This is a genomic window from Stenotrophomonas sp. NPDC077420, assembly GCF_044543385.1.
Classification (GTDB): domain Bacteria; phylum Pseudomonadota; class Gammaproteobacteria; order Xanthomonadales; family Xanthomonadaceae; genus Stenotrophomonas.
In genome coordinates this window covers 15,220-36,226 of sequence record NZ_JBITVZ010000003.1, presented here as the reverse complement: position 1 = coordinate 36,226, position 21,007 = coordinate 15,220, and the positions used below count along the sequence as shown (strand labels likewise).

The following is a 21,007-nucleotide window of genomic DNA, read 5'->3' as shown; positions in this document are numbered from 1 at the left end:
GCGCGGGCGCAGGGGCATGGCGTTGACACGCGTGGCGTGTCACTACGCTGGTAGAGACACGCCGTGCGTGTCCCACGCGGCGTCGGCCTCGTTCAGCTACCTTGCCCCGCCAGCAGATCCCGGACCCGATAACTCCCCGCGGCGCGCCCATTCAGCTGAACGGCGGCAAACAGCGCGCCCCGCGCGAAGATGTCGCGATTGGTCGCGCGGTGGGTCAGCTCGACCCGCTCGCCCAGGCCGGTGAACTGCACCAGGTGCTCGCCGACGATGTCGCCGGCGCGCAGGCTGGCGTAATGCGGGGTTGCCCCGCCCTTCTGCGCCGCGGCGCCGAGGGTGAGCGCCGTGCCGGAAGGCGCATCCTGCTTGTGCACGTGGTGCGATTCGACAATGTCGCAATCCCAGCCCGCCAGGGCCGCGGCAGCGCGCTCGACCAGCTCATCGAGCACCGCCACGCCGAGCGAGAAGTTCGATGCCCACACCAGCGGGACCCGGCTCGCGGCCTGGATCAGCGCCTGGCGCTGGGACTCGCTGATGCCGGTGGTTCCCGAGACCAGCCCTGCCCCGCGCTCCACGCACAGGGCCAGCACCGGGTCGAATCCTTCCGGCAGGCTGAAGTCGATGGCCACGTCGAACTGCGGCACGCCGTGCAGTTCGCTGGCGGCGAAGTGCGGTACGCCGTCGACCACGCGCTGGGTCGGGGAACGACGGGTGATGGCGGCAACGACCTGCAGGTCGTCGCGCTCGGCGGCCAGGCGCAGCAGGGCCTGGCCCATGCGGCCGGACGCACCATGGATGAGCAAACGAACGGGGGGAGTAGTCATGCCCGAAGGCTAAAGGAAAGCCCCTGCAAACGGTAGGTACCCACCATTGGCGGGTACGCGTCCGGTGCGCTAGCGCGGCTTGGTCGGCCCGCAGCTGTCGCACCCACCGCAGGCGCCACCGCCACCGCTGGCGGGCGGGGCAATCCTCCGCCCCAGCGCCTGCAGCCAGCGGGCGCGCCGCGGCTTCACCAGCCCCAGCGCGATCGCGCCGCGCGCCCTGCGCACGGTGCCCGGGAACTGCTTCTTCAGCACGACCCACGCGCTGACCAGCACGGCCAGGGCGATCACCGCGTACTGCAGCAGCAGGCCCGTCTCCATCAGCCGCCTCCCAGCGCCACGCTGACCTGGTAGGTGACCAGCGACGCGATATAGGCCGCAGCGAACAGGTAGAAGGTGGCAAACCCCATCTGTTTCCACGAGTTGGTTTCGCGCTTGATCGTGGCCAGGGTGGAAATGCACATTGGCGCGTAGATGTACCAGACCAGCAGCGACAAGGCCGTGGCCAGCGACCAGCCGTCGCTGATCAGCGGGGTCAGCGCCTGGCTGGCGGCGTCGTCATCGGCAGCCGACAGCGCGTACACGGTGGCCAGGGAGGCCACCGCCACTTCGCGTGCGGCCAGGCCTGGAATCAGCGCGATGCAGATCTGCCAGTTGAAGCCCAGCGGGGCGAAGAACACCGCCATGGCATGGCCGATCCGGCCGGCAAAGCTGTAGTCGATCGCCGGCATCGTGGCGTCGGCGGGCGCGCCGGGGAAGGACAGCAGGAACCACAGCAGGATGGTCAGCGCCAGGATGATGCCGCCCACGCGCTTGAGGAAGATCATGCCGCGTTCGTACAGGCCCACCGCCAGGTCGCGCGGGTGCGGCAGGCGGTAGGACGGCAGCTCCAGCATCAGCGGGTGCTCGCTCTTGTCGCGGCGCCACTTCTTCATGGTCCAGGACATGGCCAGCGCGCTGACGATGCCGGCCGCGTACAGCCCAAACAGCACCAGGCCCTGCTGGTTGAACACGCCCCATACGGTCTTCTGGGGAATGAACGCGCCGATCAGCAGCGCATACACGGGCAACCGCGCCGAACAGGTCATCAACGGCGCCACCAGGATGGTGGCCAGGCGGTCGCGCGGGTCCTGGATGCTGCGGGTCGACATGATGCCCGGCACCGCGCAGGCGAAGCTGGACAACAGCGGGATGAACGACCGCCCGGACAGGCCGGCCGCGGCCATCATGCGGTCGAGCAGGAACGCTGCGCGCGGCAGGTAGCCGGACTCTTCCAGCGCCAGGATGAAGGCGAACAGGATCAGGATCTGTGGCAGGAAGATCACCACCCCGCCCACGCCGGCAATGATGCCGTCGGTGAGCAGGCTGTTGAGCGGGCCGGCCGGCAGTGTGCCCCCCACCCATTCGCCGAGGGCGGCCGTGCCGGCATCGATGAGGTCCATCACCGGCGTGGCCCAGGCGTACACCGCCTGGAAGATCAGGAACATCACCACCGCCAGGGTCACCAGCCCGAACACCGGGTGCAGCAGCCAGCGGTCCAGTGCGTCGTCGATCTTCGCGGTGCGGGTGGGCATGCTCACCGCCGAGGCCAGGATGCCGCGCACCTGCACGTGGTAGTCCTGCGCGGCGGCGGCGGCCGCCACCGGTGCGCCCAGGTGCGGCACCATCGCGTCCAGCCGTTCCACCAGCGCCTGCGCGCCGTTGCGGCGCACCGCCACGGTTTCCACCACCGGCACGCCCAGCGCCTGCTCCAGCGCCGGCACGTCGATCCTGATGCCGCGGCGCTGGGCCGCATCCACCATGTTCAGCGCCACGATCATCGGCTTGCCCAGCTCACGCAGTTCCAGCGCAAAACGCAGGTGCAGGCGCAGGTTGGTCGCGTCGATCACGCACAACAGCACGTCCGGTGCCGCCTCGCCCGGGTAGAAGCCCCGGCACAGGTCGCGGGTGATTGCCTCGTCCAGGCTGGCAGGCTGCAGGCTGTAGGCACCCGGCAGGTCGAGCACGGCGAATTCGCGCCCGGACGGCGCGCGCAGGCGGCCTTCCTTGCGTTCCACGGTGACGCCGGTGTAATTGGCGACCTTCTGGCGGCTGCCGGTGAGCTGGTTGAACAGCGCGGTCTTGCCGCTGTTGGGGTTGCCGACCAGGGCAACGCGCAGGGTGGCCGCGGCGTTCATGCCACCGCTCCCGCAGCGTGCGCGGTGACTTCGATACGCGCCGCCTCGGCCAGGCGTAGCGCGAAACGGGTGAACCCGACCTGCACCAGCAGCGGTTCCCCGCCGATGGGACCCCGGGCGACCAGGCGCACGTCTTCCCCCTTCACGAATCCCAGCTCCTGGAGCCGGCGGGCAATGGCGTCGTTTGCATGAAGTTCGCACACCGACTCCACCAGGGCGGACGCGTGCAGCGGCAGATCGGACAACGTCACAGGTCGCCTTCTGGTCGATAAGAATGGTTATCAATTCTAGCATCGCCGCGCCGCGTCATGGCCCGGCCCGCGTGGCCCGCTATGATCCATACATGTATGAAGCAGGCGCAGGCCCCCAAGATGAGTGATGCCTTACGGATCGAACGCAGCGCCGCGGTGCTGACCCTGTGGCTGGACCGCCCCACCCTGCACAACGCCTTCGACGCCGGCCTGATCGCCGCGCTCACCGCCGCGCTGGACGCGGCCGGGCGCGACCCGCAGGTGCGGGCGGTGGTGCTGGCCGCTACCGGCGCCTCGTTCTCGGCCGGCGCGGACATGCAGTGGATGCGCGGCATGGCCGCTGCCAGTGAAGAAGACAACCGCCAGGACTCGCTGGCCCTGGCGCGGCTGATGCGTACCCTGGACGAGCTGCCCAAGCCGACCATCGCCCGCGTGCACGGCGCCGCCTTCGGCGGCGGGGTGGGCCTGGTGGCCTGCTGCGACATTGCCATCGCCAGCACCAGCGCCCGCTTCGGCCTGACCGAAAGCCGACTGGGGCTGCTTCCTGCGGTGATCTCCCCCTACGTGATCGACGCGATCGGCCCTCGCCAGGCCCGGCGCTGGTTCGCCACCGGCGAGCACTTCGACGCCGACACCGCGCTGCGGATCGGGCTGGTGCACCAGCTGGTGGAACCTGAACGCATCGATGAAGCCGTGCAGCGCCAGCTCGGCCTGCTCGACAAGGCCGGGCCGGTCGCCTCGGCGTCGGCCAAGCAGCTGGTCTGGCGGGTCGCCGGCGGCCACGATCGCGATGCGCTGGATCGCGACAACGCTGCGCTGATCGCGCGCCTGCGGGTGTCTGCCGAGGGCCAGGAAGGCCTCGGCGCGTTCCTGGACAAGCGCGCGCCGCACTGGGTCAGCCAGGATTGATGCGGCCGCTGGCCGCTTTGCCTCCCATCCCGCGTATCTCCCTGTCGTGGCCCGCCAGGGAACTGCGCCGATACTTACCTCCAGGATGTTCCGTGATCGCACTTGAGTTCCGCTCGTTGCCCGCCCGCCCGGCCCGCCGTCATGGATGACTTCGTCCGCATCGTCGAAGTCGGGCCGCGCGACGGGCTGCAGAACGAAGCGCAGCCGGTCGCCACCGCCGACAAGATCGAACTGATCCGGCAGCTTTCGCAGACCGGCCTGCGCACCATCGAAGCGACCAGTTTCGTCAGCCCGCGCTGGGTGCCGCAGCTGGCCGACGCCGCCGAGGTCTATGCCGGCATCGAACGCCGGCCAGGCATCGCCTACCCCGTGCTGGTACCCAACGAACAGGGCTACGACCGCGCCCGTGCCGTGGGCGTGGAGGAAGTGGCGGTGTTCACCGCCGCCTCGGAAACCTTCAACCGCACCAACACCAATGCCGGCATCGACGAATCGCTGGCCCGCTTCGCGCCGATCCTCGAGCGCGCCCGCGCCGACGGGGTCAAGGTGCGCGGCTATGTCTCCACCGTGCTTGGCTGCCCCTACCAGGGCGAGGTGGCGGTCAGCGAGGTGGTGCGGGTCGCCCGCGCGCTGCACCAGATGGGCTGTTACGAAATCTCGTTGGGCGACACCATCGGCGTGGGCACCCCGCGCAACGCGCGCGCGATGCTGCGCGCGGTGGCCACGGAAGTCCCGATGCCGGCGCTGGCCGTGCATTTCCACGACACCTACGGCCAGGCCCTGGCCAATATCGACGCGTGCCTGGAAGAAGGCGTGCGGGTGGTGGATTCGGCCGTGTCCGGCGCGGGCGGCTGCCCCTATGCCGAGGGCGCCAGCGGCAACGTGGCCAGCGAGGACGTGGTGTACCTGCTGCACGGGATTGGCATGCGCACCGGCATCGACCTGCCGGCGCTGGCCGCCACCGGCCGCTGGCTGGCCGCGCGGCTCGGCCGCGAAACCGGCAGCAAGGCCGGAAGGGCGCTGGCCACCGCATGAGCCGCCGCCGCCCGCGCATGGATGCTGCGGTCGGTGACCACCTCGCCGCGCACGTGCATGCCCTGGCGGCGCTGGAACAGGCGCTGGCGCAACCGCCCGGCGAAGACGTGCACGCATTGCTGCGCGACGTGCAGCAGGCGCTGCAGGAAGCCATGGACGAACGCCAGCTGGCGCTGCGGCGTTACGCGGCGCTGTTCGACGCCGTGCCCGACCCGGTCAGCATCCTCAGCCAATCCGGGGTGGTGCTGGACCTCAACACGGCGGGCGTGCGCGCCTATGGGCGCAGCCGCGAGGACATCGTCGGGCAGCCGATCGAGCTGCTCAACCCGGACCTGCCCAGCGACCACCTCGACCCGGTCTGGGAAGCGCTGCGCCGCGGCGAAACCTACGTCATCGAAGTCACCAACATGCGCGGCGACGGCAGCCGCTTCCCGGTCGAGGTGCATTCGGCCGGGTTCGAACACCAGGGTGAGCACTGCATCGTGGCGGTGGCGCGCGACCTGAGCAGCCGCTGGCAGGCCGAATCGCGCTACCGGCTGTTGATGGAATCGATCGACAAGGGCGTCATCCTGTTCGACCGCAACCTGCGCGTGGTGTCGGCCAATCCGGCCGCGCACCGCATCCTGGGAACCCAGGGCAACGGCGGCAGCCTCCAGGCGATGCTGGCCCCGGATGACTGGATCAGCGTCGACGAGCACGGCCACCCGCTGACGCGCGAGCAGTGGCCGGCCAGCGAATCGCTGCACCGCGGGCGCATCATCCGCAGCACCATCGTGGGCCTGTACCACCGGCCGCGCGGGCGCATGATCTGGATCTCCACCACCAACGTGCCGGTCTACGGCAACGGCCGCGACATCCCCGATCACGTGTTCGCGTTGTTCAGCGACATCACCGAGCTCAAGCGCAACAACACCCTGTTCGACCGCGCGCAGTCGCTGGCGCACATTGGCGGCTGGGAGTGGGACCGTGGCCTGCAGCGTCTCTACCTGACCGACGAAGCGGCACGCATCCTCGGCCAGGCGCTGCCGCTGCAGGACATGGCCGAGCTGCTGGACTGCCTGCGCGTGGATGATCGTTCGCAGCTGCAGCAGGCATTGCTGGACGTGATCGACCGCCAGCTGCCGTTCGAGCTGGAACTGCAGGGCCAGCGCAGCGACGGCCATTCGTTCTGGGTGCGCATGATCGGCGAAGCCGAGGCCGGCGACGTCAACGCCGCACGCATCGCCGGCACCGTGCAGGACATCACCTCGCGCAAGCATGCCGAGGAAACCCTGCGCATCCAGGCCCGCACCGACCCGCTCACCGGCATCATGAACCGCGACGCGGTGCTCACCGACCTGGCCACGCGCATGGGCAGCCCCACCCATTGCCGGGTCGGGGTGCTGTACATCGACCTGGACCGCTTCAAGACCGTCAACGACCTGCTGGGCCACAACGCCGGTGACGAACTGCTGATCGATGCCACCCGCCGCATCTCCACCGCGATCGGCACGGAAGGATTGCTGGCCCGCTTTGGCGGCGATGAATTCCTGGTGGTCTGCGACACCCGCGACCAGCCGGACCAACCCGAACGCCTGGCCGAAGCGATCACCCGCGCCTTCTCCACCCCGTTCCGCTTCGGCAGCGACGAGTTCGCGGTGACCACCAGCATCGGTATCGCCCGCGCGCCGCAGGACGGGCTGCGCCCGCAGCAGCTGATCCAGAACGCCGACATCGCCATGTACGACTGCAAGCGGCGCACCCGCAACGGCTGGCAGGTGTTCTCACCGGAGCTGGCGCAGCGCCAGCACGACCGCCTGCAGATCGAAAGCCGGTTGCACCGCGCCCTGGACGATGACGAGTTCCATCTCGTCTACCAGCCGCAGGTCAACCTGCACAGCGGCCAGCTGGTGGCGGCCGAGGCCTTGATCCGCTGGCGCAACTCGCAGCTGGGCGAACTGCGCCCGGACATCTTCATCGGGCACGCCGAAAGCACCGGCGACATCGTCCGCATCGGGCTGTGGGTGCTCAACGAAGCTTGCCGGCAGGTGCGGCAGTGGCAGGACGCCGGGCTGGGCATCGTGCGGGTCGCGGTCAACGTGTCCTACCGCCAGTTCGTCGGCGAAGACCTGGCCCGCAACGTACGCCAGGCGCTTGACCAGTACGGACTGCCCGGCAGCGCGCTGGAGCTGGAGTTCACCGAGCGCGTGCTGATCGAGGATGCGCCCGACACCCTGCAGACCTTCGCGCGCCTGCGCGACATGGGGGTATTGCTGACCATCGACGACTTCGGCGAGGGCTACAGCGCCCTCAACTACCTGCGCCGGCTGCCGATCCACGGGCTCAAGCTCAGCCAGATGTTCGTCGAAGGCGTGCCCGGCAACCGGTCGGACGTGGCGGTGTGCGAAGCGGTCTGCGGGATCGCGCGCAGCCTTGGCCTGGGGCTGGTCGCCGAAGGCATCGAATCGGAGGAGCAGCGCCGGTTCCTGCATGACATGGGGGTCACCGTCGGCCAGGGCTTCCTGTTCGCGCCCGGGCTGGCGGCGGACGAGTTCGCCCGCCGCCTGGCCCCGCGCCGCTGAGCATGGGCCTGCGCTGCACAACGGCGAATCCGGTCATATCCGCTAGAATCGGCGGCTCTTGAACCTGCGGGATCGTGCAATGCAGCTGTCTTCCGTACGCGCCGTCGTCACCGGCGGTGTCTCCGGCCTGGGCCTGTCGGTGGCCCGGCACCTGGTGGCCCAGGGCGGCCGCGTGGCCCTGTTCGACCTCAATGATGAGAAAGGCGCGGCCGCCGTCGAGGAACTTGGCGCGGACCACGCCCGCTATTTCAGCACCAATGTCAGCGATGAAGCCGCCGTTGCCGCGCAGATCGATGCGGCGCACGACTTTCTCGGCGGCCTCAATGCCGTGGTCAGCTGCGCCGGCATCCTGGGCGCGGGCCGCGTGCTGGGCAAGGAGGCGCCGATGCCCCTGGCCACCTTCCAGAACACGGTCATGGTCAACCTGGTCGGCAGCTTCAACGTCGCCAAAGCGGCCGCCAACCGCATGCAGCACAACGCCGCCGGCGACGACGGCGAGCGTGGGGTGATCATCAACACCGCCAGCGTGGCCGCGTACGAAGGCCAGATCGGCCAGGCCGCGTATGCCGCCTCCAAGGGCGGGGTGGTCGGCATGACCCTGCCGATGGCACGCGAACTGTCGCGCTTCGGCATCCGCGTGATGACCATCGCCCCGGGTATCTTCTGGACCCCGATGGTTGATGGCATGCCGCCGGCGGTGCAGGAATCCCTGGCCGCCTCCATCCCGTTCCCGCCGCGCCTGGGCAAGCCGGACGATTTCGCCGGCCTGGTCGGCCACATCCTCAGCAACACCTACCTCAACGGCGAGACCATCCGCCTGGACGGTGCGGTGCGGCTGGCACCCAAGTAATCCCCACCCTCACTGACCGATCGTCATCCAATGAAAGCCAACGACATCAAGAAAGGCAACGTCGTCGAATACAACAACGGCGTCTACCAGATCCGCGACATCGAGCGCAGCTCGCCGCAGGGCCGCGGCGGCAACGTGCGCTTCCGCTTCATCATGTACAGCGTGCCGGGCGGCAACAAGCTCGATGCCAGCTTCGACGCCGACGACAACCTGCCGGAAGTGGAACTGCTGCGCCGCCAGTCGACCTATTCGTACAAGGACGGCGATGCGTTCGTGTTCATGGACGATGAGGATTACACCCCGTACACGCTGGACGCGGACGTGATCGGCGACGACGCTGGCTACATCACCGACGGCCTGACCGGCATCTACGTGCAGGTGATCGACGACCAGCCGGTGGCCGTGCAGCTGCCGAGCAGCGTGGTGCTGGAAGTGGTGGAAACCCCGCCGGAAATGAAGGGCGGCACCGCGACCAAGCGCCCGAAGCCGGCCAAGCTGAGCACCGGGATCGAGATCATGGTGCCGGAGTACATCACCAACGGCGAACGCGTGCTGGTGAATACCGCAACGGGCGAGTTCGCAGGTCGCGCGGATTGACCGAGGTAGGGCCGGGCCCTGCCCGGCTTTCTTTATCGTTCGGCATTGCGTGGGACACGCATGGCGTGTCGCTACGCTCAGGGACGCGTGCTCTGCGCCGGCGCACCGGCGAATTCGCCACACCCATGGTATTGGCGGGCGCCCACGGTGAGCATCACCGTGGCGCCCAATTCCTGACCGCTCATGTTGTCCTGGCACACCGTGGGCTGGTAACTCAGCTTGATCTCGGTACCGTCGGCGGCCTTGCCCGACCACCCGTCCTTGCCCTGCGTGGGCGAGGCGATTTCGTACTTCTGCTCACCGTAGCCGGTCTCCACGCGCAGCACCGGATTGGGCCCGTCGCTGACCTGCGCCAGCCAACCCGGCTCGTTGCCGGTGGCGCGGAAGGCCGGCGGCGCCTCGGTTCCGCCAGCGGGCGCCGCAGGCGCCAACGACCCACCCGCATCCGCCGCAGGGGCCTCGGCCGGCGCAGGCGTCCCGACCGCCGGGTCGGCCGCTGCTGAGTCCGCCTGCTGCGCAGGCTGGCAGGCCGCCAGCCCGAGGGCCGCGGCCGCGCTCAAGACAAGGGGAGAAATTCGCATGTTCGACTCCTTTGCCGATGTTCTGGATCCGCCCCTGATCCTAGCCCTGCGGGTGTGACCGCGGGTGAAATGCGTAGGGATGCGCCATGCGTGTCTGCTTACGTGCGGCACCGCGCGGACGCGCATGGCGTGTCCCTACCCTTGGTCCCGGGCCAGTTGGCGCATTCGGTTCCCCAACCAAGCAAGCGTTTCAACACTCGACAACGAGCTCCCTCAGTTACGCGCAGACCCAACAACGCCCAGGACGCTCGTCGTCCATTCTGGCCTCCAGCACACCGTGGAGGATCAGCTGCGAATAGCGCCACAACATGTCGTAGATGACGCGCATCAGCAACGGTGAGAACGCGTCGGCAGTTTTCGACTTAGGTTTGATGCAGATTCAGATCTCAGCCAACACAGCTGCGGAGAGAAACATGCAGACAGGTGTCCAGCCAACAAGCCTTACGATTCTCCCTACAAACAAATGTAATGCGTCCTGCAGGGACTGCTGTTTTCAGTCGAACCCACGATCATCAACGAGACTCTCCGGGAAGGCGAATTTCCCGACTAGATCCCGACCTCATGCAAGACTATGAGAGAACGTTGAAGATTGCGTCGCTCACCGGAGACGAAGGCATTGCCCGAGAGGGAATTCTGAGGCTGCTCAGGGCTGAGAGCACGGCAATCATTTCTGCACTTCGAACGTGCGGCTATCTGTCCGGCTCACCATCCAACGACAAAGAGCTTGTCGATGTCGCTACACAGTACGCTGCGCGGGCAGCGGGAGTCAGCAAGTGAGCCCGTCTATTCTCTGGAACGAACGCATACCGTTGATAAACCCATGGTCGCTTGGGTCGGTAGCTGTACTGCTGGTCGCGGCCACCGGCTTCTTCTTCGTCCATGACTACGGTACCGGGTCGGGATTCGGGCTGATTGTGGCTGTACTACTTGTCCTGTATTTGATTGGAAGCATGCTCTGCTGCACGATCAAGATTACCGAGACGGAGCTCTCCGTAGGCGTCTTCCCATACAGGCGGATAATTCCTATCGCAGATGTCCGAGCGGCGGACGCTCAAGCCTTGGGCTTCAATGACCCTCCGAAACTCCGATGGCGAAAGAATGGGATCGGCCTTCCCGGCGTTCACCTGGGTTGGTTCTCGACCTCCACCGCGCGACCGGTCTTCGCAGCAACGGCGGGCAAACGGAGCCGAGTTTTCATTCCAACGCGAACCAGCCACGACGTGCTGGTCTCATCCCGGTCTCCGGAGCGATTGGTGGTCGTTCTGCATTCGCTTGCGAGGTAGAGCCAGGCGCTGCCTGGCTGCCCTTCGCGCAAAGTAGGACGACGTCGCGATCCGACATTCAGCCAGGCAGGGCCTGGCTCTATCGGCGTTGGCGTTGGCATTGGTGTTGCATTGGCGTCGGCCCTGGACGTCGCCGTCGCCGTCGCCGTCAGCCCTCGCGCGCCAGTTGGCGCATCCGGTCGCCCAGCGTTGCCAGGGTGTCATCAATCGTCAGCAATTCGCGCTGTTGCGCCGCCGGCAACCTCGCCCGCATCTGCGCCTGCAGCTGCGCCCAGGCTGGCACGCCGCGTGCGCTGATTCGCCGGGTCGCGGCGGCTGCGGCTGCGCGTTCCTCGCCGATGGGCAGGCCATACCCTCCGCTGTCCACCAGCCCCGCCGGATTGACCAGCTGCCCGGCATCGTCCAGCAGTGCCAGCAGCGCGGCCAGTGCGCTGTCGCCGCCCTCGCCCGCCATGCCCAGCGCGCGCTTGAGCCCGTCGCGCGCGCGCAGCTCTTCGCGGTAGCGCGCGGCCTGCTCCAGCAGCAGCAACGCTGACGTCGCGCGCAGTCCACCGCGCTCGGCCCATGCAGCGCGCTGCGCGGCCGGCAGCTGCAACCAGGTGCTGACGTTGCGGGTAGGCAGGTCAAGCTCCGCACGCGCCACATCAAACAACTGCTGGTAGTGCACCTGCGCCGACGGGAAGTAATAGCCCTGGCGCATCGCCTCACGGCGATCAACCAGCACCGTGGCATCGGCGCGCCCTTCACGCGTCAGTCGGCGCAGCAGGCCGCCCGGGCTGAGCCGGTTCAGTCCGGGATCGGCCCAGCGCGGCACGCCTTCCTGCAGCAGCTTGCCGGTTTCCACCGCGCAGTTGTTGCTGATGAAGCGGTAGCGCCCGTCGTAGCTCCAGTGCACCTGTCCCACGCGTTCGAGCAGGCTGGCGATGTCCTCCGGCGCAAGCGCCAGCGGTACCGACTGCAGTCCGCGCAGCTCCAGCTGGGTGTACTCGTTGATGACCTGGTTGAACGGCAGCACGAACAGGCGCGACGGATAGGCGCCGGTCAGGCCGCGCCAGCTGGAAATCTGCACGTCACCGACGAAGGCGCGGAACGACAACACCCGGTGATGGGCCAGGTCCAGCCGGCAGTCCGGACCACGCGGCCTTCCCGGCGCACAGATCACCAGCCGCAGCATGCTATGGCCCCAGCGGCTCATCAGCTGGTCGTTGCCCTCGGCCAGCAGGTAATCCACCGCATACACGCGCTGCGGATCCAGCTCCAGCAACGACGCTTCGCCGGTGACATCGCCGGCCTGCACCAGCGCCACGCGTGGATCGCAGGCAGCCTGCGGACCTGGGCCGATATGGTCCGCAAACCACGCCGCCAACGCCGGGCGTCGGCAGGCGTACTCGGCATCCAGCAGGTAATGCTCGGCGTTGACCGCCAGGTATTCGGCCGGGCTGTAGCGCTCATAGGGATCGGGGCTGCGTTCGGTGAACGCGTTGGCCCCGCGTCCCCAGCGCCACGGGCGCTGCTGCCAGCCGGCCAGGTCACGCCAGCGGGCGCTGTAGGACCAGCCGCCGTCGGCGGCACGGTCCAGCACATGGGTCAACTCGTGGATCAGCGCGGCCTGCACCGCGCGAGGCAGGGCGTGGCCGGGCTGAACCTCATCCAGCAGGCTTCTTCGAAGGGTGATCGCCCCCTGGCGGGCGCGCCCGTGCACGTCCTCGGGCAGTCGGTCCGACCAGGCCACGGTGACCGGAGCCACGAAGCGCTGCCGCCATGTGTCGGGCAGCAACGCGTGCGCCTGCTGCACTACAAGGCTCGCTTTGGCGACCTGGTCCGGGTGCAGCCCATCGGCCTGCAGCTGCAGCTGCAGTGCAGCGTGGGCAGCCGGGGCGGCCAGCAACGCCGCCAGGACCGCCGCGCACCGGCGCAGGGCCCGGCGACGCAGGTGCATCAGCGGGCCAGCAGGGCCTGGGCCAGCTGCATGTCGCTGGCATCGCGCTGGGCGGCGCCGGTTTCGCGCAGGTGCAGCAGGGCCGCTTCCAGGCGGGCGCCGCGGATGGCACCGTCGGTGGCCACGAATGCAGCGGCGTCTTCGCGGGCGTCAACCACCACCTTGTCATCGTCCGAGCTGGACGAACCGGCCGAGGACGCGCCGGAAGCGGAACCGGCCGAGGAACCGGCAAAGCTGGAGGCAAAGGCCGACAGCGGCAGGGCGAGCACGGCAAGGAGCAGGATCGATCGCGTCATGGTCGAGTCGTTCAGGGCAGGAAAGCGCAAAGCGTATCGGCTGCGTGAAATTCTGTCGCCTGCTACAGGTCGAATACCTTGCCCGGATTCAGCAGCCCTTGGGGATCAAACGCGCGTTTGACCGCCTTCATCAGTGCGATTTCCGCCTCGCCGCGGGTGCTGTCCAGGTAGCCTTTCTTGACCAGACCGATGCCATGTTCAGCCGAAATGCTGCCCTCGAACTCCTTCAGCACCTGCGCCAGCAGCTTGGTTACGTGCTCGCACTGCTGCAGGAACTGGGCATCATCGGTGGCATCGGGCTTGAGCACGTTGATGTGCAGGTTGCCGTCGCCGATATGCCCGAACCAGACCACGTCGAAATGGGGATAGGCATCGCCGATCAGTGCCTGGGTCCGCGCCATGAACGCGGGCATCGCCGAGATCCGCACCGACACATCGTTTTTGTAGGGCTTGTACCGCGCCACCGCTTCGGTGATGCCCTCGCGCAGGCGCCACAGCTGCGCGGCCTGCGCATCGCTGGTGCTGATCACCCCGTCGCTGACCCAACCCTGCTCCATGCAGGTTTCGAAGGCGGCCATCGCCGCCGCCTCCTGCGCTTCGTCGTCGGCCGCGAACTCGGTCACCACGTAGAACGGGTGGACCTCGGCGAACGGGGCCTGCGCGCCATGCGCCAGCACGTGCTCCAGCGCACGATCGGTGAAGAACTCGAACGCCTGCAGCTGCAGCCGCTCACGGAACGCCGCGAACACCTGCATCAGCACCTCGAACGAGGGCAGTGCCAGCAGCATCACATTGCTGGCCGGCGGCGGGTCGGTGAGCTTGAGGGTGGCTTCGACGATCACCCCGAGCGTGCCTTCCGACGCGATCAGCAGCTGGCGGAAGTCGTAGCCGCTGGAATTCTTGATCAGCCCCTTGTTCAGTTCGAGCAGGTCGCCACTGGCGGTGACCACCTTCAGCCCGGCGATCCACTCACGGGTGTTGCCGTAGCGGATCACCCGGATGCCGCCGGCGTTAGTGGCGATGTTGCCGCCGATCGAACACGAACCGCGTGCGGCGAAGTCGACCGGGTAGATCAGGCCATGTTCCAGCGCCGCATTGTGCACGGCCTCCAGCGCCGTGCCCGCCTGGACGGTGAGCGTGCGGTCCACCGCATCGAAGGCCAGCGCCTTGTTCATGCGCTCCAGGCTGAGCACCAGCTCGCCGTTAGCCGCGACCGCGCCGCCGCTCAGGCCGGTGCGGCCACCGGACGGCACCACCGCCACGCCCTGGGCACTGGCCCAGCGCAGGATGGCCTGCACCTCCTCCACGCTGCCTGGCAGCGCGATGGCCAGCGGCGCCGGGGTCCAGCGCCGGGTCCAGTCGCGCCCGTAGTGCTCCAGCTCGGCCGGCTCGGTCGTGAGCCGCAGCCCGGGGCAGTCCTGCAACAGCAAATCAAGGCGCGGATCGGTCATATGAACAGAGGAGCCAAGGCAATCCCAGAGGGTAGCGCACGACTGTCAGTCGTGCGACCTCGCCAACCATTGGTCGCATCTGAAACCGTCAACCCTCCCCATGTCGCACCGCACCATCCCCGTCACGATCTGGCATAGTGGGCAGCCCCGCCCCCATGCTGCCGCTTGCCCATGTCGCCGAAGAAGACCTCGTTCCCGAAGCAGGATATCCGCGTGCTGTTGCTGGAGGGGGTCAGCCAGACGGCCATCGACGTGTTCAGTGCCGCTGGCTATTCGCAGATCGAACTGCACAGCAAGGCGCTGCCCGAAGACGAACTCAAGGCGCGCATTGCCGAAGCCCACATCGTGGGCATCCGCTCACGCACCCAGCTCAGCGCCGAGGTGCTGGCCCATGCCAAGCGGTTGATGGCGGTGGGCTGCTTCTGCATCGGCACCAACCAGGTCGACCTGGAAGCGGCCGAGCTGGCCGGCATTCCGGTCTTCAACGCTCCCTACTCCAACACCCGCAGCGTGGCCGAGCTGGTCATTGCCGAAGCGATCATGCTGACCCGCGGCATTCCGCAGAAGAACGCCGAATGCCACCGCGGCGGCTGGTCGAAATCGGCGGCAGGAAGCCATGAAGTGCGCGGCAAGACCCTGGGCATCATCGGTTACGGCCATATCGGCACCCAGGTCGGGGTGATGGCCGAGGCGATGGGCATGCAGGTGATCTTCCACGACATCGAAACCAAGCTCTCGCTGGGCAATGCCCGTGCCGCGATCGACCTGGACGACCTGCTGGCCCGCGCCGACATCGTCACCGTGCACGTGCCGGAAACGGCGGCCACGCAGTGGATGATCGGCGCCGCGCAGCTGGCGAAGATGCGCCCGGGCGCGCACCTGATCAATGCGGCCCGCGGCACCGTGGTGGACATCGATGCGCTGGACGCGGCGCTGCGCTCGGGTCATATCGGGGGCGCGGCGCTGGACGTGTTCCCGGTGGAACCCAAGGGCAATGGCGATGCGTTCGTGTCGCCGCTGACCGCGCACGACAATGTCATCCTGACCCCGCACGTGGGTGGCAGCACGCTGGAGGCGCAGGACAACATCGGCGTGGAAGTGGCCGCCAAGCTGGTGCGTTACAGCGACAACGGCAGCACCCTGTCGGCGGTCAACTTCCCGGAAGTGACCCTGCCCGAACACGAAGACAGCCTGCGCCTGCTGCACATTCATCAGAACGTGCCCGGCGTGCTGTCCAAGGTCAACGAGATCTTCTCGCGCCACAACGTCAACATCGACGGCCAGTTCCTGCGCACCGATCCGAAGGTCGGTTATGTGGTGATCGACATCACCGCCAGCGAGGCCCAGGCCACCGCCGTGCGCGAGGAGCTGGCCGCGATTCCGGGCACGCTGCGCACGCGCGTTCTGTATTGATCCAGGGCATGACGACCAACGGTCGTCATCTACCGTATCGCGCATGACGACCAACGGTCGTCATCTACCGCGCCGGGCATGACGACCAACGGTCGTCATCTACCGTATCGCGCATGACGACCAACGGTCGTCATCTACCGTATCGCGCATGACGACCAACGGTCGTCATCAACCGGTCGGGCTGGATGGACAATGGTCGTCATGCACTGCACCCGGGACGGCCACCCAAGGCGGGGTTGCACGCCGGTAGGTACCGACCGTTGGTCGGTACGGACTCAACGCGCCAACCATCGTTTGGCCATGCGCGGCAGCGAATCATCCCCGTCCGGCGTCGCGATCGCGGCATTGGCCACGTCCGTCACCTCACGCCACGCCAGCGCCAGCGATTCCTCGCTGATCGCGAAGACCTCACTTCCGAGCGCCCGCACCACATACCGGGCGTCGTAGTGCCAATGGCCGGGAACGTCAGGGCGCTCGGGAATCCAGTGCTTGTCGATGTCGAACAGCTCGCCATCCTCCAGCACCAGCCCGGTCAGCCCGGACTCCTCTTCGGCCTCGGTCAGCGCCACCCTGGCCAGGTCGCGAACGCCATCCGCATGGCCGCCCAGCTGCAGCCAGCGGTTCAACTTGCGGTGATGGGTCAGCAATACCCGCTCCCCATCGGCGCTGACCAGCCACGCGCTGCCGGTGAAATGGCCGGCCAAGCGCTCACGCAGGAACGGGTTCTCCGGGTCGTCCAGCAATGTGCTGAATTCGTCAGCCAAGGCGGCGTGTTCCGGGTGCCGGCGGGCATACCCGGCCAGTTGGCCGCGCAGGGCGGCGTCAAGTGCTACAACGGATTCGGGGTTTGACGACATGGCAACCGTGCAATCTGGCGGATTTGGCAGATTATCGCCCGGCATGCTGCATTTGCGCTTGTAAGCAGGCTCGGGCTTTGGCTAAGGTACAGCGGGTCGTCCGATTGGGGCGGCCGACCACAAACACAAGGGTGCGCGACGATGGATCGCACACCCCCAGCAGCGGGGCAGCGCCCCGCTCTACCCACCATTATCTGGAAGCACTGCATGCTGAAGTCTCTGTTGAGGGTCAAACCGGTCGAGCCGGCCGGGCACGTCGATGCCGGCGAACCGATTGAAGGCAGCCTGGACGGCGAAGCCTCGCTGAAACGGACCCTCACGGCGAAGCACCTCATCATGCTGGGTATCGGCGCGGTCATCGGCGCGGGCATCTTCGTGCTGACCGGCCAGGCGGCAGCCAACCACGCCGGTCCGGCCGTCATGCTCTCGTTCGTCATCGCTGGCTTCGCCTGCGCACTGGCCGGCCTGTGCTACGCCGAGTTCGCCGCCATGATGCCGGTCTCCGGCAGCGCCTATTCCTACTCCTACGCCACCTTGGGCGAAGGCATGGCCTGGTTCATCGGCTGGTGCCTGGTGCTGGAGTACCTGTTCGCCTCCGCCTCGGTCGCGGTGGGCTGGTCGGCGTACCTGATCAGTTTCATTACCACCACCCTGCACATGCCGTTCCCGGACGCGCTCAGCGCGGCGCCGATCGCCTGGACCGGCCATGAGTTCATTTCGTCGGGCAAGCTGTTCAACCTGCCCGCGGTGCTGATCGTGGCGGCTGTCTCCGGGCTGCTGTACGTAGGCGTGACCCAGTCGGCCTTCGTCAACGCGATCATCGTGGCGATCAAGGTCACCGTGATCTGCCTGTTCATCGGCTTCGGTGCGCAGCACATCGACATGGCCAACTGGACCCCGTTCATTCCGGAAAACACCGGGGTGTCCGGCGAGTTCGGCTGGAGCGGCGTGTTCCGTGCGGCCACCATCGTGTTCTTCGCCTATATCGGTTTCGATGCGGTTTCCACCGCCGCCGGCGAAACCAAGGACCCGCAGCGCAACATGCCGATCGGCCTGCTGGGCTCTCTGGCGGTGTGCACCATCGTCTACATCATCGTCTGCGCGGTGCTGACCGGCATGATGCCGTACACCCTGTTGGGAACCGACAAGCCGGTAGCCACCGCGCTGGAACCGTATGCCAGCCTGTCCTGGCTGAAAACCGCCGTGGAGATCGGCGCCATCGCCGGCCTGTCCTCGGTGGTGCTGGTGATGATGATGGGCCAGACCCGGATCGCCTACACGATCTCACGCGATGGCCTGATTCCGAAAATCTTCGGCAAGGTCCATGCCCGCTTCCGCACGCCGTACTGGGCCACCATCGTGGTCGGCGTACTCGCCGCCGCCTTGGCCGGGCTGATGCCGCTGAACGTGCTGGGTGAACTGGTCTCGATGGGAACCCTGCTGGCGTTCGCCACGGTCTGCGTGGGCGTTTTGGTCCTGCGCTATACCCGTCCCGAGCTGACTCGCCCGTTCCGCGTGCCGGCCGTGTGGCTGATCTGCCCGCTCGGCGCGCTGGCCTGTCTGTTCCTGTTCTGGCAGGCGTTCGTGGTGCATTGGCACCTGTTCGTCGGCTGGACCGTGCTGGGCCTGCTGATCTACTTCGGCTATGGCATGCGCCACAGCAAGCTCAACAAGGTTTCGTGATCCCATGCTGAAACAACTGTGGGCCACCAAGCACCCGCACGCCGCCCATGAAGATGCCAACGGGCTGAGCCTGAAACGCACCCTGGGTCCCTGGGGCCTGACCGCGCTGGGCATCGGCGCGGTGATCGGCGGCGGCATCTTCGTCATCACCGGGCAGGCCGCGGCCAACCACGCCGGCCCGGCGATCATGCTGTCGTTCGTGCTGGCCGCGATCTGCTGCGCGTTCTGCGCCATGGCCTACGCGGAATTCGCTTCGATGGTGCCAGTGTCCGGCAGCGCCTATACCTATACCTACGCCACCTTCGGCGAGCTGGCCGCCTGGTTCATCGGCTGGATGCTGGTGCTGGAATACGGGGTGTCGGCGTCGGCGGTGGCGGTCAGCTGGACCGGCTACTTCCTGAGCCTGCTCAGTCATTTCGACATCTACCTGCCATCGGCCCTGGTCAGCGCCCCGCTCGACGCACAGCTGCGTCCCACCGGCGCCATCGCCAACCTGCCTGCCGCCATCCTGGTCCTGCTGCTGACCTGGCTGTGCTACGTGGGCATCAGCAAGTCCTCGGCGATGAACATGGCGATGGTGGTCCTCAAAACCGGCCTGATCGTGCTGGTGATCGTGGTCGGCTGGAACTACGTGGACCCGGCCAACTGGACGCCGTTCATCCCGGCCAATGAAGGTCCGGGAAAGTTCGGCTTCGAAGGCGTGCTGCGCGGCGCGGCGATGGTGTTCTTCGCCTACATCGGCTTCGAAGCGGTGTCGGTGGCGGCACAGGAATCGCACCGGCCGCAGCGCGACATGCCGATCGGCATGCTGCTGTCGCTGGTGATCTGCACGATCCTGTACATCGCCATGGCCGCCGTGATGACCGGCCTGGTGCCGTACACCCTGCTGGGCACCGATGAGCCGGTGGTGACCGCGGTGGCCGCCCATCCGACCCTGGGCTGGCTGCGGGTGGTGGTGGAAATCGGCGCGCTGATCGGGCTGTCCTCGGTGGTGCTGGTGATGGTGATCGCGCAGCCGCGCATCTTCATGATCATGGCCAACGACGGTCTGTTGCCGAAGGTGTTCACCACCATCCACCCGAAGTACCGCACGCCGCACATCAATACGGTCATTACCGGCATCGGCATTGCCCTGCTGGCGGCGCTGTTCCCGCTGGACGTGCTGGGCGAGCTGACCTCGATGGGCACGCTCATCGCCTTCGCTGCGGTCTGCGCCGGCGTACTGATCCTGCGCCGCACCCAGCCGGACCTGCCGCGCCCGTTCCGCATCCCGGCCGCGTGGCTGATCTGCAGCCTGGGCGTGCTGAGCTGCCTGGCGCTGTTGTCGGCGATGACCCTGCACAACTGGATGCTGATGGGCCTCTGGACGGTGATCGGCTTCGCCATCTACTTCGGCTACAGCTTCAAGCACAGCCGCCTGCGCGGCTGACGCGAGCCGGGCCAGCCCGGAATCCGGTAGGTGACGACCGTTGGTCGTCACCCGGGGCCCCGCCCCGGGAACCTGCTTTTAACGCGCGACGCCGTTAAAATGCCCCCATGAACAACATCCCCTACGACACGGCTCGCCTGAGCGACCTGGCCCAGGTGCTGATCGACAACATCCGTGAGCTGGCCCTGGCCGGCTGGACGCCCGCGACCAGCAGCAATTTCTCGCACCGGCTGGACGACCAGCATGCGGCGATCACCGTGTCCGGCAAGGACAAGGGCCGCCTGATCGAAGACGACATCATGGTGGTCGACTTCGACGGCAAGGCCGTGGGCCGACCGCTGCGCCCGTCCGCCGAGACCCTGCTGCATGCCCAGCTGTATCGCCGCTTCCCGGAGATCGGCTGCGTGCTGCATACGCATTCGCTGGTGCAGACTACCGCCTCGCGTCTGTATGCCGCCAATGGCCACATCCGGCTGGAGGGCTATGAGCTGCTGAAGGCCTTCCATGGCAACAGCACCCATGAAACCGCCGTGGACGTGCCGGTATTCGCCAACACCCAGGATATGGACGAGCTGGCCGCCAAGGTCGAGCAGAAGCTGGATGAAGGCTGCATGTGGGGCTACCTGATCGACGGGCATGGCCTGTACGCCTGGGGCCGGGACATGGCCGAAGCGCGTCGCCACCTCGAGGCATTCGAGTTCCTGCTGCACTGCGAGCTGGAACTGCGCAAGCTGCGCGGGCCGTGATGACGGACGACCCGGGGCCTGGCCCCCGGTAGCGCCGGCCGTTGGCCGGCCCAGGCGGTGGCGGGGCCGGCCAACGGCCGGCGCAACCCAACTAGTCGCCCGAAAATGTGGACCAAGCGCGGCCCAAGTCC

Annotated in this window: 18 protein-coding genes; 9 read left to right on the top strand and 9 right to left on the bottom strand. The window is 67.4% G+C overall.

From position 1 onward, the window contains the following. Window positions 1–92: 92 nt before the first annotated feature. From dapB to ACIGII_RS03845, 4 genes are all read right to left on the bottom strand, one after another. Window positions 93–821, bottom strand: a complete 729-nt coding sequence (gene dapB, locus ACIGII_RS03860; RefSeq protein ID WP_399634193.1) for a 4-hydroxy-tetrahydrodipicolinate reductase — start codon at window positions 819–821, stop codon at window positions 93–95. A gap of 69 nt (window positions 822–890) precedes the next feature. After that, window positions 891–1,139, bottom strand: a complete 249-nt coding sequence (locus ACIGII_RS03855) for a DUF6587 family protein (protein ID WP_399634195.1) — start codon at window positions 1,137–1,139, stop codon at window positions 891–893. Further along, the gene (locus ACIGII_RS03850; RefSeq protein ID WP_399634196.1) at window positions 1,139–2,995 is read right to left on the bottom strand and encodes a ferrous iron transporter B; all 1,857 of its coding nucleotides are present in this window, start codon (window positions 2,993–2,995) and stop codon (window positions 1,139–1,141) included. The genes ACIGII_RS03855 and ACIGII_RS03850 overlap by 1 nt, the downstream gene beginning before the upstream one ends. Next, the gene (locus ACIGII_RS03845) at window positions 2,992–3,246 is read right to left on the bottom strand and encodes a ferrous iron transport protein A (protein ID WP_399634198.1); all 255 of its coding nucleotides are present in this window, start codon (window positions 3,244–3,246) and stop codon (window positions 2,992–2,994) included. The genes ACIGII_RS03850 and ACIGII_RS03845 overlap by 4 nt, the downstream gene beginning before the upstream one ends. Window positions 3,247–3,366: 120 nt before the next feature. Here ACIGII_RS03845 and ACIGII_RS03840 point away from each other — a divergent pair, with 120 nt between their 5' ends. The 5 genes from ACIGII_RS03840 (at window position 3,367) to yeiP (ending at window position 9,198) form a co-directional block, all read left to right on the top strand. Beyond that, window positions 3,367–4,155: an enoyl-CoA hydratase-related protein gene (locus tag ACIGII_RS03840; RefSeq protein ID WP_399634200.1), complete on the top strand. Its 789-nt coding sequence runs from the start codon at window positions 3,367–3,369 to the stop codon at window positions 4,153–4,155. 141 nt (window positions 4,156–4,296) lie between these two features. After that, window positions 4,297–5,190, top strand: coding sequence for a hydroxymethylglutaryl-CoA lyase (locus ACIGII_RS03835; protein ID WP_399634201.1), 894 nt, complete (start codon window positions 4,297–4,299; stop codon window positions 5,188–5,190). After that, window positions 5,187–7,751: an EAL domain-containing protein gene (locus ACIGII_RS03830; protein ID WP_399634203.1), complete on the top strand. Its 2,565-nt coding sequence runs from the start codon at window positions 5,187–5,189 to the stop codon at window positions 7,749–7,751. Before ACIGII_RS03835 ends, ACIGII_RS03830 begins: the two co-directional genes overlap by 4 nt. Window positions 7,752–7,830: 79 nt before the next feature. Beyond that, on the top strand, window positions 7,831–8,601 hold the full coding sequence (locus ACIGII_RS03825; RefSeq protein WP_399634205.1) for an SDR family NAD(P)-dependent oxidoreductase: 771 nt from the start codon (window positions 7,831–7,833) through the stop codon (window positions 8,599–8,601). A gap of 30 nt (window positions 8,602–8,631) precedes the next feature. Further along, window positions 8,632–9,198 (top strand): elongation factor P-like protein YeiP, encoded by a 567-nt coding sequence (gene yeiP, locus ACIGII_RS03820; RefSeq protein WP_392917098.1) that lies wholly within the window; start codon window positions 8,632–8,634, stop codon window positions 9,196–9,198. Window positions 9,199–9,275: 77 nt separating this feature from the next. Here the strand turns inward: yeiP and ACIGII_RS03815 are convergent, their stop codons facing one another. The 4 genes from ACIGII_RS03815 to ACIGII_RS03800 all read right to left on the bottom strand — a co-directional run bounded on the left by ACIGII_RS03815 (window position 9,276) and on the right by ACIGII_RS03800 (window position 14,748). Further along, window positions 9,276–9,779 carry a hypothetical protein gene (locus ACIGII_RS03815; RefSeq protein WP_399634207.1) on the bottom strand — a complete coding sequence of 168 codons (504 nt, stop codon included), beginning with the start codon at window positions 9,777–9,779 and terminating at the stop codon, window positions 9,276–9,278. A 1,431-nt stretch (window positions 9,780–11,210) separates the two neighbouring features. Then, window positions 11,211–13,001: a DUF4105 domain-containing protein gene (locus ACIGII_RS03810; protein WP_399634209.1), complete on the bottom strand. Its 1,791-nt coding sequence runs from the start codon at window positions 12,999–13,001 to the stop codon at window positions 11,211–11,213. After that, the gene (locus ACIGII_RS03805; protein WP_399634210.1) at window positions 13,001–13,297 is read right to left on the bottom strand and encodes a DUF2388 domain-containing protein; all 297 of its coding nucleotides are present in this window, start codon (window positions 13,295–13,297) and stop codon (window positions 13,001–13,003) included. The genes ACIGII_RS03810 and ACIGII_RS03805 overlap by 1 nt, the downstream gene beginning before the upstream one ends. A 62-nt stretch (window positions 13,298–13,359) precedes the next feature. Beyond that, window positions 13,360–14,748 carry an FAD-binding oxidoreductase gene (locus ACIGII_RS03800; RefSeq protein WP_399634212.1) on the bottom strand — a complete coding sequence of 463 codons (1,389 nt, stop codon included), beginning with the start codon at window positions 14,746–14,748 and terminating at the stop codon, window positions 13,360–13,362. 171 nt (window positions 14,749–14,919) lie between these two features. Here ACIGII_RS03800 and serA point away from each other — a divergent pair, with 171 nt between their 5' ends. Then, window positions 14,920–16,161, top strand: a complete 1,242-nt coding sequence (serA, locus tag ACIGII_RS03795; RefSeq protein ID WP_399634214.1) for a phosphoglycerate dehydrogenase — start codon at window positions 14,920–14,922, stop codon at window positions 16,159–16,161. 275 nt (window positions 16,162–16,436) lie between these two features. Here serA and ACIGII_RS03790 read toward each other — a convergent pair whose 3' ends face one another. Next, window positions 16,437–17,018, bottom strand: a complete 582-nt coding sequence (locus ACIGII_RS03790; RefSeq protein ID WP_399634216.1) for an NUDIX hydrolase — start codon at window positions 17,016–17,018, stop codon at window positions 16,437–16,439. A 207-nt stretch (window positions 17,019–17,225) separates the two neighbouring features. On the opposite strand from ACIGII_RS03790, the gene ACIGII_RS03785 reads away from it, so the two are divergent. The 3 genes from ACIGII_RS03785 (at window position 17,226) to ACIGII_RS03775 (ending at window position 20,876) form a co-directional block, all read left to right on the top strand. Then, the gene (locus ACIGII_RS03785) at window positions 17,226–18,701 is read left to right on the top strand and encodes an amino acid permease (protein WP_399634217.1); all 1,476 of its coding nucleotides are present in this window, start codon (window positions 17,226–17,228) and stop codon (window positions 18,699–18,701) included. A 4-nt stretch (window positions 18,702–18,705) separates the two neighbouring features. Continuing rightward, a complete protein-coding gene (locus tag ACIGII_RS03780) occupies window positions 18,706–20,130 on the top strand; it encodes an amino acid permease (protein WP_399634219.1) in 1,425 nt (474 codons plus the stop codon). A 107-nt stretch (window positions 20,131–20,237) separates the two neighbouring features. Beyond that, window positions 20,238–20,876, top strand: a complete 639-nt coding sequence (locus tag ACIGII_RS03775; RefSeq protein ID WP_399634220.1) for a methylthioribulose 1-phosphate dehydratase — start codon at window positions 20,238–20,240, stop codon at window positions 20,874–20,876. The last annotated feature ends 131 nt before the right edge of the window (window positions 20,877–21,007 follow it).